The organism is Dyella koreensis, assembly GCF_044904565.1.
Classification (GTDB): Bacteria; Pseudomonadota; Gammaproteobacteria; order Xanthomonadales; family Rhodanobacteraceae; genus Dyella_D; species Dyella_D koreensis.
The window spans coordinates 530,821-551,272 of the sequence record NZ_JADIKD010000012.1; the positions used below are offsets into that span (position 1 = coordinate 530,821).

General features: G+C 67.6%; 1 protein-coding gene (cut by a window edge). It reads right to left on the bottom strand.

The features are described 5' to 3' along the window. Positions 1-20,452 carry the 3' portion of an amino acid adenylation domain-containing protein gene (locus ISS97_RS17460; protein WP_379983321.1) on the bottom strand. It continues 11,621 nt past the right edge of the window, so only the last 20,452 of its 32,073 coding nucleotides appear in the window; its start codon lies off the right edge, out of view; the stop codon is at positions 1-3.

Here is a 20,452-nt window from a genome sequence, read left to right on the forward strand (position 1 = left end):
TCAGGGGTTAGTGGCGGTGAAGGAGAGATTCGGCGCGTAGCGCCCTATCCGCTCCGAGATGTCGCGCGCGAGCTTTTCGACCAGCGGCGGCTTGACGATCGACAGATGCGAACCGCCGATCTTCGACACCTCCAGATGCCGGCCCAGCAACTCGCGCCAACCCAGCGCGACGTCCTCGCCTTCGTGGCGGTCGGCCGCGAAGTACGTCACCGGCAACTGCGCCGCGGGCGGCCGATAGTCGTCGGCCGCGCGGCCGCACGCTTCGTACAGCGCTACGGTGCGCCGCACTTCCTCCGTGTCCAGTCCAGGCGGCACCAGGGCCGCATCGAGGCATAGCGCGATCATGCCGTCGAGGTCGCCGCGCTGTGCCCGCGCCATCAGTTCGGGAAACGCGGGATGGCGGCGCCAATCACCGGCCAGGTTCAGGTCGAGCAGCCAGTTCAGCAGCGCCCGGCAGCTATCGTGTTTCACCGGATGCTCGTTGCGCTGCTTTGCGCGCACCGACGGGCCACTGGTGTCGATCATGCCCACGAATTGCACATCCTCGCCCGCCGCCAGCAGTCGGTGGGCAATCTCGTAGGCGACCATGCCACCCAGCGACCAGCCGGCCAGCAGGTACGGACCGGACGGCCGCACTTCGCGGATGGCATCCAGATAGGCCGACGCCATGCCGTCGATGCTTGCGTGCAGCGTTTCGCCTACCGCAAGGCCATACACGGGCTGGTCGGCATCCAGGTGCTGCGACAAGTCGAAGGCGTACTGCACGCCGCCGCCGATGGGGTGGATCAGGAATAGCGGCGCGGCCGAACCCTTCGCGCGGATCGGCACCAAGTTCGGATGCAGGCCACCCTGCTTGCGCGCATCGACGAATGCCGCCAGCGCGCCCAGCGTGGCATGCGAGAACAGGTCACGCAGCTCGATCTCGGCGACGTGGCGCTTGCGCAACTGCGAGACCAACTGTGTCGCCAGCAGCGAATGGCCGCCCAATTCGAAGAAATCATCGGTGAGCCCGACCTTCTCTACTTTCAGCAGCTCCGACCACACCGCCGCGATGGCCTTCTCCATGGCAGTACGCGGCACGATGTGCTCGGCTTCGTCGTGCGCCATCTCCGGCGCGGGCAGCGCCTTGCGGTCGACCTTACCGTTGGAGGTGAGCGGCATCACCGGGAGCGGCACGAAGTACTCCGGCACCATATAGTCGGGCAGCGTCTGCGCCAGAGTCCGGCGCAGCGCGGCCGGATCCGGCAATGCCTGGCCGTCGTGGGCCACCAGGTAGGCCACCAGGCGCGGGATGCCGCGCTCGTCCGGCCGTGCCAGCACCACCACGTCGCGCACAGCGTCCAGCGCCGCCAGCGTCGACTCGATCTCACCGAGCTCGATGCGCAGGCCACGGATCTTCACCTGGTGATCGCTGCGGCCGAGATACTCGATGGTGCCGTCCGGCAGGTAGCGCGCGAGGTCGCCGGACAGATACATGCGCGCGCCGGGCGTCGTACTGAACGGATTGGGGATGAAGGTCTGCGCGGTCAGGTCCGGGCGGTTGACGTAGCCGCGCGCCAGGCCGACGCCCGCGATGAACAGGTGCCCCACCACACCCACCGGCACCGGGTTGAGGAAGTCGTCGAGGATGTGGATCTGAATGTTGGCGATCGGCGTGCCGATCGGCACGCAGTTCAGCGCACTGTCCTTGCGGCACTGCCAATAGGTGACGTCGACCGAGGCTTCCGTCGGACCGTACAGGTTGTGCAGCTCCACGTGGTCCCAGGTGGCAAAGAAGCGCTGCTGCAGATCCATCGGCAGCGCTTGTCCACTACACATCACCTGGCGCAGCGATCGCCCGCTACCGGGCTCCACCTCGTTGAGGAAGACCTCCAGCATCGGTGGCACGAAGTGCGTGGTGGTGATGCCTTCGGCGTCGATCAGGCCGGCCAGGTAGGCCACGTCCTGATGGCCGCCCGGCCTCGCGACGACCAGCGTGGCGCCTTCCAGCAGCGGCCAGAAGAACTCCCACACCGAGACGTCGAAGCTGAAGGGCGTCTTCTGCAGCACGCGGTCGGCACCGGTCAGCGGATAGGCCTCCTGCATCCATTGCAGGCGATTGACGATGCCGCGGTGATCGATGCCGACGCCCTTGGGCTTACCGGTGGAGCCGGAGGTGTAGATCACGTAAGCCAGGTGACCCGGCTGCGTGGCGTTGGCGGGATTGCCCGCGTCTTCGCCGGCCCACACCGCGGCATCGCCGTCGAGACAGAGCACCGGTACACCAGGCACCGACGGCGCGGCGTGGCGCAGGTGTTGCTGCGTGAGGATCGCGGCGGGAGCCGCGTCCTCCACGATGGTCGCCAGGCGGTCGGCCGGATAAGTCGGGTCCAGCGGCACGTAGGCGCCGCCAGCCTTCACGATCGCGTACAGGCCCACGATCATGTCGATGGAGCGCTCGGTGCACAGGCCGACCAGCACATCAGGCCCCACGCCGAGACGGCGCAAGTGACGCGCCAGGCGATTGGCTCGCGCATTGAGTTCGGCATAGCTCAGCGACGCGCCTTCATACACCACCGCCGCATGGGCGGGGCTGCGCGCGACCTGCGCCTCGAACAACTGGTGCAGCGTGTGCGTGCCCGGTCCCACCCGCGGATAGACCTTCGCGGTGTCGTTGAAGCCGTAGACAAGATGCCGGCGCTCGGCCTCGCCCATCATGCTCAGCTCGCCCACAGGCCGTTCCGGCTCAGCCACGATCGCCTGCAGCAAATGCGTGAAATGACCAGCCATCCGTTCGATCGTGGCGTGGTCGAACAGGTCCGTGTTGTACTCGAAGCTGCCGTACAGTCCTTGCGGGCCTTCGCTCAGCGTCAGCGTGATGTCGAACTTGGCAGTCACCGTCTCGTGCGCCACCAGCTCCAGCTCCAGTCCCGGCAACGCCAGGTTGAGCGGCGCGTTCTGCAACACGAGCATCACCTGGAACAGCGGCGAATAGCTGGTATGGCGCTCGGGTTGCACTGCGCCCACCAGCTGTTCGAACTGCACGTCCTGGTGCGCGTAGGCATCGAGCGTCGTGGTGCGTACCTGCCTGAGCAGATCGGTGAACCCGGCGCGCAGATCCACCTGGGTGCGCAACACCAGCGTATTGACGAAGAAGCCGATCAGGTCTTCGATCTCGCTGCGATTGCGGTTGGCGATCGGCGTGCCGATGCAGATGTCGGTCTGGCCGGAATAACGGGCCAGCAGCACGTTGAAGGCGGCGCAGAGCGTCATGAACAAGGTGCCCTGCGACTTCCGGCTCAGCACATGCAGCTTCGTACCGAGCTCCGCCGGGAGGGCATAAGCCAGCGCGGCGCCATCCTGCCCCTGCATAGGCGGACGCGGGCGATCGGTCGGCAGGGTCAGCAGCGTCGGGTTGCCGGCAAGCTGCTTTTTCCAATACGCCAGTTGCCGCTCCAGCACCTCGCCGCTCAGCCATTCGCGTTGCCAGCGGGCGAAGTCGACGTAGCGCATCGGCAGCTCAGGCAAGCTCGCGTCCGTCGCGAAACTGCGGTTGGCGTACAGCGTGCCGAGTTCGCGCACGAGGATACCCATGGACCAGCCGTCGGAGACGATATGGTGCATGGTCAACAACAACAGATGCTCTTCGTCGGCCAGCCGCAGCAGGCTGGCGCGCACGAGTGGGCCGCCCTGCAGGTCGAACGGCGTGCGCGCTTCGTCGAGCATCAACCAGCGCGTCTTCGCGTCGCGTTCCTTCGGCGCCATGCCACGCAGGTCGTGCAGCACCAATGGCAAGTCCAGATGCGCAGCGATGTACTGCACCGGCATGCCGTCGGCGCTGCCGAAGCGGGCGCGCAAGGCGTCGTGGCGGGCGACCACGTCGTTGAGGGCACCCTCCAGCGCGCTGGCGTCCAGCCGGCCTTTCAGGCGGACCGCGGCGGGGATGTTGTAGGTGGGACTGTGCCCTTCAAGCTGGTCGAGGAACCACAGCCGCTGTTGCGCGAACGACAGCGGGAACGCCGCGTCCTGCGCCGCGACCGGTATCGGCGGCGGAATCTCCATCTCATCCGGCGTCGGTGCGGACATGGGCAGGCGCTGGACAAGCGCGGCTACCGTGGGTGCTTCCAGGATCGTGCCCACCGGCACATCCACGCCGAACTCGTCGCGGATTCGCACGGCCAGCTGCGTCGCCAGCAAGGAATGGCCGCCGAGTTCGAAGAAGTCGTCATCGAGGGCGACCGACGGACGACCAAGCAGCTCGCACCAGATGCGCATCATCGTATGCGCAGGATCGGTTGTCCGGGCCGCGGGTACCGCGATGGCGACCATCGCGCCATCCGTTCGCACAGCACCCATGGCGGGCAGCGCTTCGGCGGCATCGGGATAGCGCACGTCCGTCCAGCAACGCTCGCGCGCAAACGGATAGGCCGGCAGGCTGACGCGGCGCGGACGCACCCCGCCCGCGTAGAGCCCGCTCCAGTCGAACGCGAAACCCTTCACCCACAGGTCCAGCAACTTGCCGTACTTGCCCTTGACCACCCAGGCCTGCACGGCGGCTTGCATATCCTCGTCGTCGGCGAGCACCGAGAAGGCACCGCGTTTCGCCTGCCCCATGTAGAGGTCGTCGACTTCCCTGCTGCCCGCCACGAACGCTGCCAGCTTCACGCGCAGATCGTCGAGCGATGGCGCCAGTATGGCGAGCCGTTCCTCCATCGCCTCGCGGCCCACCTGCAAGGTGTACGCGACGTCCATCAGCGTGAGCTCCACGGCGTGGCGCTCGGGGGCGAGCGCCGCCAGCAACTGTTCGGCCCTGGCCTTGAGGCGCTCGGCATCGCGTGCCGAGAGCACGATCATGGCCGGACCCTGCGACTGGCCTGCACGCCCCGGCACTGCCGGCTCGATGTACTCCTCGATCACCAGATGGGCATTCGCCCCGCCGGCGCCGAACGAGGAGACGCCCGCGCGCCGCGGGAACTCGCGGCGGCGGCCGTCGACGTCGAGCTGCGGACGCGGCCACGGCGCCAGCGCCTGCTGCACGAAGAACGGCGTGTCGGCAAAACGAATTTCCGGATTGGGCGTGGCGGCATGCAGGCTCGGCGCCAACATCGCGTGCTTCATCTGCATCAGCACCTTGCTCACCGCAACGAAACCGCTCGCGCTTTCGCTATGACCCACGTTCGACTTGGCCGAACCGAGCGCGCAGAACTGCCGGTCTTGCGTCCACTGGCGAAACGCTTTCGCCAGGCCGGCCACCTCGATGGGATCGCCAAGGTGGCTGCCGGTGCCCTGCGCTTCCACATAGCTCACGGTGCGCGCGTCGACGCCGGCGCGGCGCAGCGCGTCGGCCACCAGCTGCGCCTGCATGTTCGGGTTCGGCACCAGATAGGCATTGGTCTTGCCGCCGGCATTGATCGCACTGCCCTTGATCACACCGTAGATGTGGTCACCATCGGCCACTGCGCGATGCAGCGGCTTGAGCACGAAGGCGCCCACCGCCTCGGCATCGACGAAACCGTCGGCGCCGGCGGCGAACGATTTGCACTTGTCGTCGGCGGACAGCATGGTCATCGAGGCCAGGTCGATCAGCTGCGTGGGTGCAACGATCAGGTTCACGCCACCGGCGATCGCGACCTCGCTGTCGCCGCTGCGCAGGCTCTCTAGCGCGAGGTGGATGGCGGTGAGCGACGACGAGCAGGCGGTATCGATCGCCAGGCTCGGCCCCTGGAAATTGCACAGGTGCGAGACACGGTTGGCGATGGACCAGAAGCGCGCGCCGGTGGCGTAATGCTCGTTGCTGACACCGACGAAGATGCCCACCTTGCGGCCCACGCTGAGGTTGGCGGCCGTATAGCCCGCGTCCTCGATGCTCGCGTGCACCTCCTGCATGAACAACCGCTCCTGCGGGCTCATCAGGCGCGCCTCGCCCGGTGCGATGTTGAAGAACAGGCGGTCGAAACCCTGCACGTCATCGAGCAGTCCGGCCCAGCGCGTGTAGGTCTTGCCAGGCTGGCCCTTGCGCTCATCGAAGAAACGGCCGTGCTCCCAGCGCTGCGGCGGCACCTCGGTCACGCTGTGGCGACCGGCGGCGAGGTTCTCCCAGAATTGGTGGACATCGTTCGCACCGGGATAGCGGCCCGACATGCCGACGATCGCCACGTCGAACGGCGCCGCCGCGGCAGGAACGCTGGGGATGGTGGCTTCCACCGGCAGCACGTCCCTCGCCTGTGCACCGCTTGCGTGAACCGCCGTCTCAAGCGGTGCCGCGGGAGCCGCGGTATCGAGACCCGCCCAGCGAGCCAGCGCCGTGGGATCGGCCTGCATGAAATACTCGACCAGGCCTTCGATGTCGCGGTGCTCGAAGAACAGTGTCGCGCCGATGCTCTGTGCGCCGAACACCTCACGCAAGGCCTCGGTCAATTCCATGACCACGATCGAATCGAGACCGTATTCATCGAAGCCGACGCCCGCCTCGATCGCCTCCAGTGGCAATGACAGGCGCCGACTGATCAGTTTGCGGAATTGCAGGACGCCCTTCTCATGCAGGACCGCGGCGGAAGGCAGCGTGTCGGCATGGCTTGGGTGTGAGGTGATGCCCATGGAATCATTCATGTCGGGTGAGTTCCGTTCGTTGTTCGTTTCACGTGACGGCCTGGGATGGACGGTGCGCAGGCTGAGCTTTTCAAGGCGGACATGGACCTCGCCGTTCGCATCGCAGAGGTCGATGTCGAGTTGGCTGATGTCGCTGCCGGCCGCCGTACCTTCGGCATGGCGCACGCAGGCCCACATCTGGGCCACGCACGGTGCGAACACCTGCACGGCGTCGACCGCGAACGGCAGGGCCAACGCGAGGCCATCCTCGCCATGCGCCGCCAGATGCAGGCCCAGCGAAGACTGCAAGGCAGCGTCCAGCAGGCTGGGATGCAGTACGTAGTCGTGTAGCGAAAAGGCGACCGAGGACGGCAGCGAAATCCTCGCCAACACCTCGCCCTTGCCGACGAACAGTTCATCCACGCCGCGGAAGGCTGCCCCGTACTGCAAACCCTTGCGTTCGAAGACCGCATAGCAGCGCTCATGGTCGACGTGGGCCACCGTGCAGCGGGCGCGCAGCGAAGCGAGATCGTGACGGCCCACCGGTCGAGTCGCAACAGCGTCCGACGACGCGATGCCTTGGCTGTAGACGGTCCCGTCGTCGCCGTGGAAGGCGAAGCGGAATGCGCCATCCTGCTCCGGCGTCAGCGCAAGGTTGAGCGCCAGTCCTGCCCCATGCGCAACCGCCGGCCGCACCCACGCGACCTTTTCGAGACGAACGCGCGCCGGACCGGACATCGCCTCCTGGGCTGCCGCACGCGCCATCTCCAACTGCGCCACGCCGGGCAGCACGCGGCGTCCCTGTACGCGATGGTCGGCGAGGAAGAACTCCGCGCCGTCGAAATGACTGGCGTAGCGCCGCACCGATGCGTCGGAGGTGTCGCGATGGAGCATCGGGTGCCGACGGACTGGCGGCGTGACGCGCGCCTCTGTTCCCGTCCAGCGCGCCATCGCCTCCGGTTCGGTCGCGACGAAGTGATCGGCCAGCGCGTCGATCGTCGGGTGTTCGAAAAACAGCGTCGAAGTGACCCGGTCCTCGATGCCGACGTCTTCGAACGCCGCGCGCAGAGCATTTGTCAGTTCCAGCACGAGAATCGAATCCATGCCGTAACGGTCCAGTCCTGTCGCAGTGTCGATCTCGCCGGCTGGGATCTTCAACGCCTTGCCGACCAGTTTCGCGAACCGCCCACGGCAGCGCTCGCGCAGCGAGGCGGCATCGACGTTGGAACGTACCGGCGCCGCGTCGACAGGACGCGAGACAGTGGCGATATCCGCGCGCGCAGGCGTACTCGCCTTCACACGCCGCCTCTGCAAGCTCACGCCATCGCTCTCGGCCACGATGACCTGCTGCCCCAGGCCATGTGCCGGCTCGGCGGGGAAATGCACGTGGCGATAGCCTTCCTCGCGCAGTACCGCATTCCAGCGCGACGGCGACAGGCTTGGGCAACCCGGTATGCGCAGCGCCTCGTCCTCGTACAGCCACCAGCCGTCGAGCAGGCCGAACGTCAGGTGCGACCACAGCTCGCAGCTGGCCAGTTCGTTGAGCACGAGCAGGCCATTCGCGCCGAGCAGGGCCTTGGCGTTGCGCAGGCTCTCGCGGATGTCCCGGGTGGCGTGCAGTACGTTGGTGGCGATGGCGAGGTCGTAAGCCCCGGCCTCGACGTCCTGCCCTTCCAGCGGATTGCCGATGTCGAGCAGCCGGTACGTGAGGTACGGATAATGCGGGCCATATTTGCCTTCGGCGTGCAGCAGAAACGCGCGCGACAGGTCGGTGTAGCAGTACTCCCCGATGTGCTCCGCATAAGGCGCCAGTCGCGCCATCACCCGCGCGCTGGTGCCGCCGGTGCCGGCGCCGATCTCGACGATGCGGATCCGTGCCGCCGGATCGCGCGCGACGCGTGCCGCCACGAAGGCGAGCACGGCATCGCACAGCACGTCGTTGAAGTGATCGGCCACGGCATTGCCCTGGTACACACCTTCGACCAGCCGCATGGATGAGTCCGGGAACATCACTGCCGTGGCCTCGACACGGCCCTGCAGGATCGAAGGCAGCGCACGCAGCATCGTGTCCACCAGCGTCACTTGGGCCTGGCGTACGTTGCCCGCGCCCAGCCAGGCCGCCTTGCGCTCGCTCCATGCGGCCCATGCGCGCTCGAGCGACGGTGCGATGGCGGGCTCGGTCTCCGCGATCCAGCGCAGGCTGTGGCGCAACCAGCGCGCATGCCGCGATGCGACGAGTGCCGGATCCGTCAGGCCGAGCGCCTGCAATTCACCGCGCAGGATCGCCAGTGCAAGACGGTCGATTTCCCTGCCCTCCGCTGCAAGCTGCGCAGCATCGCCCGGGAAGGCTGGTGCGACACCCTGGGCCAGCGTCCGCGCCAGCGAATCGAAACGGGCCGCATGCAGTCGCGCCCGCGCATCGCCGACCAGATCGAACACGCCGCCGCGAACTTCGTCCCGTGTCGCCTTCATAAAACCGAGCTGGGGCATGGGCGAACGCCATAGCCGGTCGAGCGCCCGCATGCCTTCGGCCGGCTCGATCGAACCGATGCCCTGCCGCGCCATGCGCTCGCGGTAGTCGCCGGAAGCGACCACGCCGACGCTGCCCCAATAACCCCAGTTCATCACCTTCACCGGATACGGCAGGCGTGCTGCGAGATGCAGGGCGTAGGCGTCCTTGAACGTGCAGCCCGCCGCGTAGCCGCCCTGCCCCGCTGCGCGCACGAAGCCGGCCAGCGACGAGAAAAACAGCATGAAATCCAGTGGCAAGGCGCCGAATACCTGGCCGATCCGCACGCTCGCGCCGACCTTCGCCGACAGTCCCGCGCGCAGACGCTCCTCGTCCATCTGGGCCACGCTCTTGTCGAGCAAGTCGATCGCCGCGTGTACGACGCCATGGATCGCTCCATGGCGCGCAAACACCTCCTTGCGGACGCGCTCCAGCGCCGCGCGATCGGAAGCGTCCGCCGCAATGTAGAGCGGCGCCGGACCGAACGCGCCCAATCGGGCGCGTGCCTGCGCGATGGCGTCGTCCTCGGGCCGACGCCCGATCCAGACGATCCGCGCGCGGCACATGCGGATCAGGTGTTCGCTCCAGGCCTGGCCGATCCCACCCGCGCCGCCGACGACGATGTAGACGCCGCCCTCGCGATACGGCGACGCGCCCTCAACGGGAGCCGCATCCATCGGCGACAGCACCTGCCTGAACCACTGGCCGCCACGCCACGCCAGCGTGTCGCCACGGCGCTCATCGGCCAATCGGCACATCGTGTCGACAGGCCACGCGCCCTCGCGCGCCATGTCGAGCAGACGCAAGCGCCAATGGACGAACTCCTTTGCCACCGCTCCCGCAAAACCGTGGACGGCGGCATGCCGCGGCACGACGGCATCGGATCCGTGCGCAGCCTGCGACTGGATCGTCACGACGATGAAATCGATCGCGCGCTTGTCGTAGCCAAGCGCGAGCAGTGCCTTGACGAGGCGGAAGCCGGCGATGACGCCGTGCTCCTGCGCAGCGATCAGCGTTTCGTCGGCATCGGTCGCGTCAGCCTCGTCGAGATCCACGAGCCAGATCAGCCGGTCGAAGGAACCGGACGCACGCAAGCGTTCCTCGATCGACGCGATGTCGAACACCGCGGGCCATTCGACAGCCACCGCATCCGGCAGCGCGGCGAGCATGGCGGCCCGCCGCATCGGCGAGCCGCCGACGATCAAGCTGCGCCCACCCAGAACAGGCGGCGCGAGCTTCGGCTCGATCACTTCCCAGCTCGGCATCAGCAGCCATTCGTGGCCGCCAGCGGAGGGTGCCGCCGGCTCCGTGCGACTCGTCGCCGTCGCGTCCGGCACCCAGTAGCGACCACGCGCGAACGGATAGGTAGGCAGGCTGATGCGGCGCGGCGTACGCGTCCCGTGCAGCGAGCGCCAGTCGACCGCCAAGCCGGTTACCCATGCGTCGAGAAGCCGATCGAAATCGCGAGCCTCGATCCATGCGGCGACCGCGCGCGCATCGTGCCTGGCATCCTGCCGTCCGCGCGATGCCGTGCCGCGATGGACGCGCCCCGCCTCCCCCTCACCGGAGATGATCGCGCGCAACCGGTCGCGAAGCTCGTCCATCGACGACACCACCAGCGCGAGCCGCACCTCCATCGCCTCGCGCCCCACCTGCAGCGTGTACGCGAGATCGGCCAGGCCGGCGTCGGTGTCCGCGACGAAATCCAGCAGCAGGCGAATTTGTTCGCGCAGCCGCTCCTCGTCGCGAGCTGAGAGGAGCACCGGCACCGGTCCGCCAACAGAAGACTTCGCCGCCGTTGGCGCGAGGTACTCCTCCAGCACGACATGCGCATTCACGCCGCCGAAACCGAACGAACTCACGCCCGCGCGACGCGGCAGCACCCGCCCCTGCGCATTGCGCAGCGGCGCCCACGCTCGCGCCTCGCGCACCACGTAGAAAGGGCTGCCATCCAGTTCGAGATACGGATTAAGCCGGTCGCTGTGCAGGCTCTTGACCAGGGTGCGGTGCTTCATCTGCAGCAGCACCTTGACCACGCCGGCGACACCAGCGGCCAGTTCGAGGTGACCGATGTTGGTTTTCACCGAACCCAGCCCGCAATACGGCGCGGCGACCGCCGCATCGCCAAACGCCGCCTTCAGCCCTTGCACCTCGACCGGATCGCCCAGTCGCGTACCGGTGCCATGCGCCTCGATGTAGGTCACCGTGCGCGGATCGACGCCGGCCTGCCGCTGCGCCTTGCGGATCACCTCGGCCTGCGCGGTGGGATTCGGCGCTGTCAGCGAATTGGCGTGGCCGCCGTGGTTTTCCGCGACGCCGCGCACGAGACCGTAGACATGGTCGCCGTCGCGCTCGGCATCGGCTAGCTTCTTCAACACCAGCATCGCCACGCCTTCGCCGCGCACGTAGCCATCGGCCTCGGCGGCGAAGGTCTTGCAGCGGCCATCCGCGCTCAGCATGCCTGCCTTGCTGAAACTGATGTGCGCTTCCGGCGTCACGATGGTGTTTACGCCACCGACTACCGAGACGGACGCATCTCCCCGGCGAAGGGCGGCGACACCGCGCGCCAGCGCGATCAGCGAACTGGAACAAGCCGTTTCCACCGGCTCGCTCGGGCCATGCCAGTCGAATAGAAAGCTGATCCGGTTGGGTCCGACCGAGGGCACGCCGCCGGTCGAGGCATAGGCCTCACCACCCAGTCCCGCGCGATCGATCAGCCTGCCGTAGCCGGTGGCGCCTGTGCCGACGTAGATCGCCGTATCGCTGCCCGCCAGCGCGACGCCTGCGTAGCCGGCGTCTTCCAACGCCTTCCACACATGGATCATCGCCAGCCGCTGTTGCGGATCCATCAGCTCGGCCTCCTTCGGCGAGATGCCGAAGAACATGGGATCGAACTCGTCGACGCCATCGATGAAGCCGCCCCAGATGATGTTGGTGCGGTGCGCTTCGCGGCCCGGGTCGCCATGGAGACTGCGCCAGTCCCAGCGTCCAGGCGGGATCTCGTCGATGCAATCGCGACCATCGCGCAGGTTCTGCCAGAACGCATCGATATCCGCCGCATGCGGGAAGCGGCCGCTCATGCCGACGATCGCGATGGGTTCGCCCGCCGCGGGTTCGTCGATCACCGGCGCGGGCGCAGCCCCCTGTGTTACTTCCGGCGACGGCGCGCTCACCGATGCGGCGGAGCCGTTCGCCACGGCGCCGCTGCGCACCGGCGATGGTGCGACCGCAACACCATGGTCGCGCATGAGGTGATCGGCCAGACCGTCCAGCGTGGGATGTTCGAAGAAAACCGTCGGCGTCAGCCTGAGCTGGTAATGCTGATTCAGGACGTTGCCGAATTCGGTCAGCGATACGGAATCGAAGCCGTATTCGCTGAAGGTCGTCTCGCCGTCGAGGTCCTCGGGCTTCACCTTGATCAGCGACGACACGAGGCTCGCCAATGACTGCCACACCGCCTCGCGCGACGATGCTGCCGTCACCGCGATGGCTTCATTCTCCGCCACGGCGACGGGCCGCTCGACTGCCACCGGCGATACCGGGCCCAGCACAGCCTCGCGGATACGCTCCGGCTCGCCGGCCACGATCAGCAGCTGATTGGCGTCGCTCGCCCACGCATCGCGCAAGATCCGCACGCCCGCTTCGGAGGACAGCGGATGCATGCCCAGCTGCTGGCGCATCATCGTCTGCGTGGCGGCATCTACCCGCATGCCTCCTTCGGCCCATAGCGGCCAATTGATCGACAGCGTGCGCCCACGACATTCGCCGCGAGCCACCCGCTCCGCGCGCTCATGCACGAAGGCATCCACGAATGCGTTCGCCGCCGCGTAGTCGGCCTGCCCCACGCTGCCTATCGCACCGGCGATGGACGAGAAGCAGATGAAGGCATCCAGCGCCATGTCGTGACTGGCCCGGTCGAGGTTCAACGTACCCGCCACCTTGGCGCGCAGCACCTCGCACAGTTCCTCGCGCGTCTTGGCGACGAGGAAGCTGTCGCGCACCACGCCGGCGCTGTGCACGATGCCGTCGAGGCTTTCGAACTCCTCCGGAATGCCGCGCACCAGCGCGGCGACGGACTCGGCATCGGCAACATCCATCGCGTGATAACGCACGATGGCGCCCAGCGCCTCGAGCTGGCGCAGCTGCTCCCGGAGGGTATCGTCCGGCGCCGAACGGCCGGTCAACACCAGCACCGGGTTGCGCACTTCGCTGGCGATCGCGCGAGCGAAGATCAGGCCCAGCCCACCGGCACCGCCGGTAATCAGGTAGACGCCACGGTCCTTCCATGGCGAGGCGGGATGCGTCGCGGTCCGCGCTTCCACCCAATGGACAACCTGCCGCTCGCCGCGCACGTGGCGCACGCGCTGCGCGTCGCCATCGCCCTGCAGCGCGCGGATCACATCCTGTCCGGCATCGACGGCGATCAGCTGGCCGATCAGGCGCGGACTCTCCAGCCGCGCGGTGCGCAGCATGCCGCCCAGTCCCGCCAGCGTCTGCCGCTCGCCTTCACGCGGCACGACGACCTGGATCAGGTGACGGCCCGGCTGGGCGATCAAACCCTGCAGCGCCTCCAACAACATCGCCGCCGCCGCTTCGAAAGACGCGGCATGATCCGCTGCGGTAGGCGCGACAAGGCATGTCGCCTCCGGGAACCGCTCCTGGATGCGCGCCGCCTGCCCGTCTTCCAGGCCGCACAACAGCACGAGACGGGAGGCGAAGCTGTCACCGTCGCTGACGGCGCTCGGACGGGCCGTCCACACCGGCTGGAACATCAATGTCTCGATCGGGCCGATGGATGTCGCCGGCAAACGCGCGGGTTCGACGCGCGATGGAAACGGTGCCGCGCCCGCAGAGAGCCAGTGGCGCTCGCCCGCGAAAGGATAAGTCGGCAGGCTGATGCGCCGCAGGCGTGCGTTGTCGCCATAGAGGCGTCGCCAGTCGAGATGAAGCCCCTTCGTCCACAGGTCGAGCAGGCGGTCGTATTTGCCCCGCGCGAACCAGGTCGCCACCGTGCCCGCCATATCGTCATCACCCGCCAGCGCGGCGAGCGCACCGGCGCTGCGCCGCGCCTGCCCGAGATAGAGGCCTTCGATGGCGGTCTCGCTGGCGAGCCAGGCCGCCAGCTTGTCGCGCAGTTCGTCCAGCGAGTGCACGAGCAGCGCGAGCCGTTCGTCCATCGCTTCGCGTCCGACCTGCAAGGTATACGCGAGGTTCGCCAATGCGATGTCCGGCGTCGCCAGGCAGGCGAGCAGTTCGCGCGCCCGTTCGCGCAGGCGTTCCTCGTCGCGGGCGGAGAGCGGCACCATCACCGGGCCGGCCAACGCCGGCGCTACGGCGGACGACGCGTACTCCTCGACCACGACGTGAGCGTTCGCCCCACCCGCGCCGAACGAGGAGATGCCCGCGATACGCAGCCGCTCGCGACCGTCGATCACTGGTCGCGGCCATGCGGCGAGTTCCTGTTGCACCACGAAGGGCGTGGTGCCGAAATCGATGTTCGGATTCAGTACCGCCGCATGCAGGCTGGGCGCCAACTGCCGGTGCTTGAGCTGCAACAGCACCTTGGTCAGCCCCGCGATACCCGCCGCACTTTCGCAATGGCCGATGTTCGACTTAGCCGAACCGATCGCGCAGTAGCCCGTGTCGGTCGTCCAGTGCCCGAAGGCTTTCGACAGGCCAGCGATCTCGATGGGATCGCCGAGGCTGGTCCCGGTGCCATGCGCTTCGATGTAGCTGATGTGGCGCGCATCCACGCCGCCAGCGCGCAATGCGCGCTCGATCACCTTCGCCTGCGCGTTCGGATTCGGCACCGTGTAGCCATTGGTCTTGCCGCCGTGATTGACCGCGGTAGCGCGGATCACGCCGTAAATGTGGTCGCCGTCAGCCTGCGCCTGCGCCAGTGGCTTCAACAGCACCGCACCCACGCCTTCGCCCGGCACGTAGCCTTCGCCACCTTCGCCGAAACTCTCGCAGCGGCCCTTGGCGGAAATGAACTTGCCCTGGGCGAGCACGAGGTACTTGTTCGGGTGGATCGAGACGTTCACGCCGCCGGCGATGGCCACGGCGCAACCGCCGCGCGCCAGGCTTTCGCAAGCCAGATGGATCGCCGTCAACGACGACGAGCACATCGTGTCCAGCGCCAGGCTGGGACCATGGAAGTCACAGAAATACGAGATCCGATTGGCAATCGATGCCGGACTGCCCGGCGCGGCGACGAAACGGCCGTGCGCCTGTTCCTGCGCGCCGTAGAGCTGGTACTCCTCGTACATCACGCCAGCGAAGACACCCACGTCGCCATCCTCGGCGACGTTCTCGCGCGTGTAGCCCGCGTCTTCCAGCGTGGCGTGCACGCATTCGAGAAACAGGCGCTCCTGCGGGTCCATCAGTGCCGCCTCGCGCGGCGAGATGTTGAAGAAGCGTGCGTCGAAGCGGTCCACGCCGTCGATGAAACCGCCCCATTTGCCGTAGGTCTTGCCCGTCGCGTTGCGATCCTCGTCGAAATAAAGCGTGTGATCCCAACGGTCGGCCGGGATCTCGGTGATGCTGTCGCGACCCTGGCTGAGGTTGACCCAGAACTCCTCGAGGTTGCGCGCCTGCGGATAGCGCCCGGCGACGCCGATGATGGCGATGCCGTCCTCGGGCGTCCCGCCCCGTGCGGGGAAGCGCGCTCGCAAACGGCTCGTCGCCACTGCCGGCGGAACCGGCGCAGACACCTGGCCGGTGGACACGGGCGCGGCGACGGCGGCCGTTTCACCCAGCAGGCCGGCGAGCGCTGCACGCCGGTGTTGCAGGAAATAGTCCGCCAGCGCGGCAATCGTCTGGTATTCGAAGAACAGCGTCTTCGGCAGCGGCCCGAAGGCCTGCTCGAGCCGCGCGGTGAGGTCCAGCGTCATCACCGAATCGATGCCATAGACCTCCAGGCGGGCCTCGGCGTCGATCCGCTGCGGCGGCAGCTTCAGCGTGGCCGACAGCATGCGCACCAGATAGCGCACGGCGCGTTCGCGCAAATCGTCCGCGGAGCCGAGATGCTCCGCGCGTATTTCGTGCGAAAGCGGCTCGACGTACGCCATGCGATCCGGCGCTTCCGCGACGGCCGCCGGCGCGTCGCCCAGGACGCTTGCCCGCAGCCGCTGCGCATCGCCAGCCACAACCAGAACCTGTGGCGCGCCCAGCGACCACGCGCGCGCCAATGCATCGCAACCATCGGCCGTCGCCAACGGCGTCATGCCTTTTTCCTGCGCCAGGTGACGCCGCGTAGCCGCGTCGACCCGCATGCCGCCTTGCTCCCACAGCGGCCAGTTCACCGCAAGCGTCCGGCCCTGGCGCCGACCCTGCGCGACCAGCATGTCGCGATGGTGCGCGAACGCGTCCATGAACGCGTTCGCCGCCGCATAGTCGGCTTGGCCCACGTTGCCGATGGCGCCGGCCAGGGACGAGAACACGATGAAGGCGTCGAGGGCCAGCTCACGGCTCGCCTCGTCGAGGTACAGCGTGCCGGCGACCTTCGCGCGCAGCACGTCGCGCAGGTCGTCGCGCGTCTTGCGCAGGATGAAGCCATCACGCAGGACGCCCGCGCTGTGCACAATGCCGTCCAGTCCATCCTCACCCGCGATCTCGCGCACACAGGCCAGCACGGCCACGCGATCGCCCACGTCGAGTTGGCGATAACGCGCCTGCACGCCCAGTGCGGCGAGTTCGTCGAGTACGGCCTGCGTCATGCCGCTCGAGGGCGAGCGGCCGGTCAACACCAGGATGGCGCCCGGTGCCTGCCGCGCGATGTCGCGTGCGAAGACCCGTCCGAGGCCACCCGCGCCGCCGGTGATGAGATACGTGCCACCCGCCTTCCACGGTGGCACGACATCCGCTGCGGATACCGTTTCCACGCCCGCCGCTTCCACCCACGTGGCGATCTGGCGCGCGCCATCCACGTAGCGGATCGACACGGCGGCGTCGCCGCCGTTCTCCACCAGCGTTCGCGCCACGTCCTGTCCCGCCTCGACGCGGATCACCTGGCCGCGGATGCCCGGGTTCTCCAGCCGCGCCGTGCGCAGCATGCCTTCCAGTCCCGCCATGAGCTGGCCTGCGCCCCGCGCCGGTACGGCCACTTGCGCCAGGCAGGGGCCGGGCTCGGTGGCCCACGTGCGCAGCGTTTCGAGCAGCGTGGCGGCCGCCGCTTCGTAGGCTTGCGCGGGATCGTCACCGAGCTCGATGCCCATCGCGTCGGGGAACGTCGTGCGCACGCGTTCGAGCTCCGACGCTGCGAAGCCGCAGAGCAGCACGGCATGTTTCGCGGCAACACCTGCCACATCGTCGGAAGCCACCCGCCGCGCCTGCCATGCGGGCGTCGCCAGCAGAACCGACGAAGCCTCGTGCATGACGGGTGCCGCCTGCCGCAGGACCAGTCCGCCGAAGCGAACGCAGATCCTGCCCGCTTCGTCGCACAGGTCGATGTCGAAACTCCGCCGTGCCGCGTCGTCCGTCTCGCGCTGCGTCACCACGGCCCACATGCGCTCCGCGCACGCGGCATACCTATCCAGCGAGGCGAGCGCCGCGGGCAACCAGAGCGTATCGCCGCTGGGCGAGGCCAGTCCGACGGTGGCCTGCAGCGCCGCGTCCAGCAGGCTCGGATGCAAGGCGAATTCTTCCAGGCGCATACCGGCCGGCAACGCGATGCGCGCCAGGGCCTGCCCTGCCCCCACGAAGATCTCCGCCAATCCCTGCAGCGAAGGACCGTAAGCCAGCCCCATGCGTTCGAATGCCGCGCGGCACTGCGCAGCGTCCCATCGCGATGCGACGCACTCCTTGCGCAGCGTATCGATGTCGCAGGCGGCGGGCGCGTCGCCTTCTGCGACGAGTGCGACCACACCTTCGGCGCAAACCCATGCCTCGCCATCGCCATGGAAGATCTCGAAGCGGATCTCGCCATCGTCCTTCGGCAGCAGGCCGACGTGCACCTCCAGTCCATCCGCCGCGACCACCACCGGCCGGCGCCACGCCACGTCCTTCAGCCGCAACCGCTCATCGCCATCCAGCGCCTCGCGGACGGCCCGATGGACCATCTCCAGTTGCGCGACGCCGGGCAGCACGCGGCTGCCACGCACCACGTGATCGGCGAGAAAAGACTCGCGTCCCGTAAAGCGGGAACTGAAACGCTGCAAGGCGAACGTCGAGGTATTCCGGTGCAGCAGCGGATGCAGCGCGGCGGCGGGCAACGGAGCCGCAGTCGACGATGCCGTGTCCACCGCCAGCCAGTAGCGCTCGCGGGCGAACGGATAGGTCGGCAGGCTTACGCGGCGTGGATGGCGATCGACATGAAGGCTGCGCCAGTCGAACGCCAGGCCCTTCGTCCACAGCGCGAGCAACTTGCCGTGCTTGCCCTTGGCGAGCCAGGCCCGCACCGTGCCGTCCATGTCGTCATCGTCGGTCAACTCGGCCAGGGCGTCGCGGTTGCGCCTGGCCTGGCCGTGGTAGAGCTCGTCGATGGCGTTCTCACCGGCGAGCCAGGCGGCCAGCTTGTCGCGCAGTTCGTCCAGCGAATGCACGAGCAGCGCGAGGCGTTCGTCCATCGCCTCACGGCCGACCTGCAATGTGTAGGCGAGGTCGTGCAGCGCAAGCGCGGGGTCCGCGTCGATGGCCGCGAGCAATCGCTCCGCCTGTTCGCGCAGCCGCTCCTCGTCGCGCGCAGACAGCGTCACCATCGCGGGACCGCTATCGCGCGCATCAGTCAATGCAGCGCCAACGTATTCCTCGATCACCACGTGAGCGTTCGCGCCGCCCGCGCCGAACGAAGAGATGCCCGCGATACGCAGCCGCTCGCGACCGTCGATCACCGGTCGCGGCCACGCGGCGAGTTCCTGTTGCACCACGAAGGGCGTGGTGCCGAAGTCGATGTTCGGATTCAGCACGCCCGAGTGCAGGCTGGGCACCAACTGCCGATGCTTGAGCTGCAGCAGCACCTTGGTCACGCCGGCAATACCCGCCGCGCTTTCGCAATGGCCGATGTTCGACTTCGCCGAACCGATCGCGCAGTAGCCCGTGTCGGTCGTCCAGTGCCCGAAGGCTTTCGACAGGCCGGCGATCTCGATGGGATCGCCGAGGCTGGTGCCGGTGCCATGCGCTTCGATGTAGCTGATGTGGCGTGCATCCACGCCGCCCTTGCGTAGCGCCTGCTCGATCACCTTCGCTTGCGCGTTCGGATTCGGCACCGTGTAGCCGTTGGTCTTGCCGCCATGATTGACCGCGGTAGCGCGGATCACGCCGTAAATGTGGTCGCCGTCAGCCTGCGCCTGCGCCAGTGGCTTCAACAGCACCGCACCCACGCCCTCGCCTGGCACATAGCCTTCGCCGCCTTCGCCAAAGCTCTCGCAGCGCCCCTTGCCCGAGATGAAACGCCCCTGGGCCAGCGTGAGGTACTTGTTCGGGTGGATCGACACATTCACGCCACCGGCCACGGCCACGGCGCAGTCGCCGCGCTGGATCGCCTGACAAGCCAGATGGATCGCCGTCAGCGACGACGAACACATCGTGTCCAGCGCCAGGCTCGGACCGTTGAAGTTGCAGAAATAGGAGACGCGATTGGCGATGGATGCGGGATGGCCTGCCACAGCGAGAGGCTTGCCGCGCACCTGCTCCTGCGCGCCGTAGAGCTGGTACTCCTCATACATCACGCCAGCGAAGACGCCGACATTGCCGTCCTCGGCGACGTTCTCGCGCGTGTAGCCCGCGTCTTCCAGCGTGGCGTGCACGCATTCGAGGAACAGACGCTCCTGCGGATCCATCAGCTCCGCTTCGCGCGGCGAGATGTTGAAGAACAACGGATCGAAGCGATCCACGCCGTCGATGAAACCGCCCCACTTGCCGTAGGTCTTGCCCGGCGCATTGCGATCCTCGTCGAAGTAAAGCGCGTGATCCCAGCGGTCGGCGGGTATCTCGGTGATGCTGTCGATGCCCTGGCTCAGGTTCGCCCAGAAGGCCTCGATATCGGCAGCCTGCGGATAGCGCCCGGCGACACCGACGATGGCAATGACACCAGCACCGTCACCACCTGCCCTATCGGCGCGGCTGCGCATGTCGTAACGCGTCCGAACGGCCGGGGGCAAGGCGATCGCCTTCTCTATCTTCGTGGCGACCGGCGGCGACACCGCGGCGGCCACACTCCGCCGCTCGCCGAGCAAGGCGGTCAGCGCCTCGCGATGCTGCCTTGTGAAATATCCAGCCAGGGCCGCCAGGGTCTGGTATTCGAAGAACAACGTCTTCGGCAGCTGGCCGAAGGTTTGCTCCAGCGAGCGTGTCAGGTCGAGCACCATCAGCGAGTCGATGCCGTAGGTCTCCATGCGCGCCCGACGGTCGATCCGGTGCAAGGGAAGCTTCAGCGCC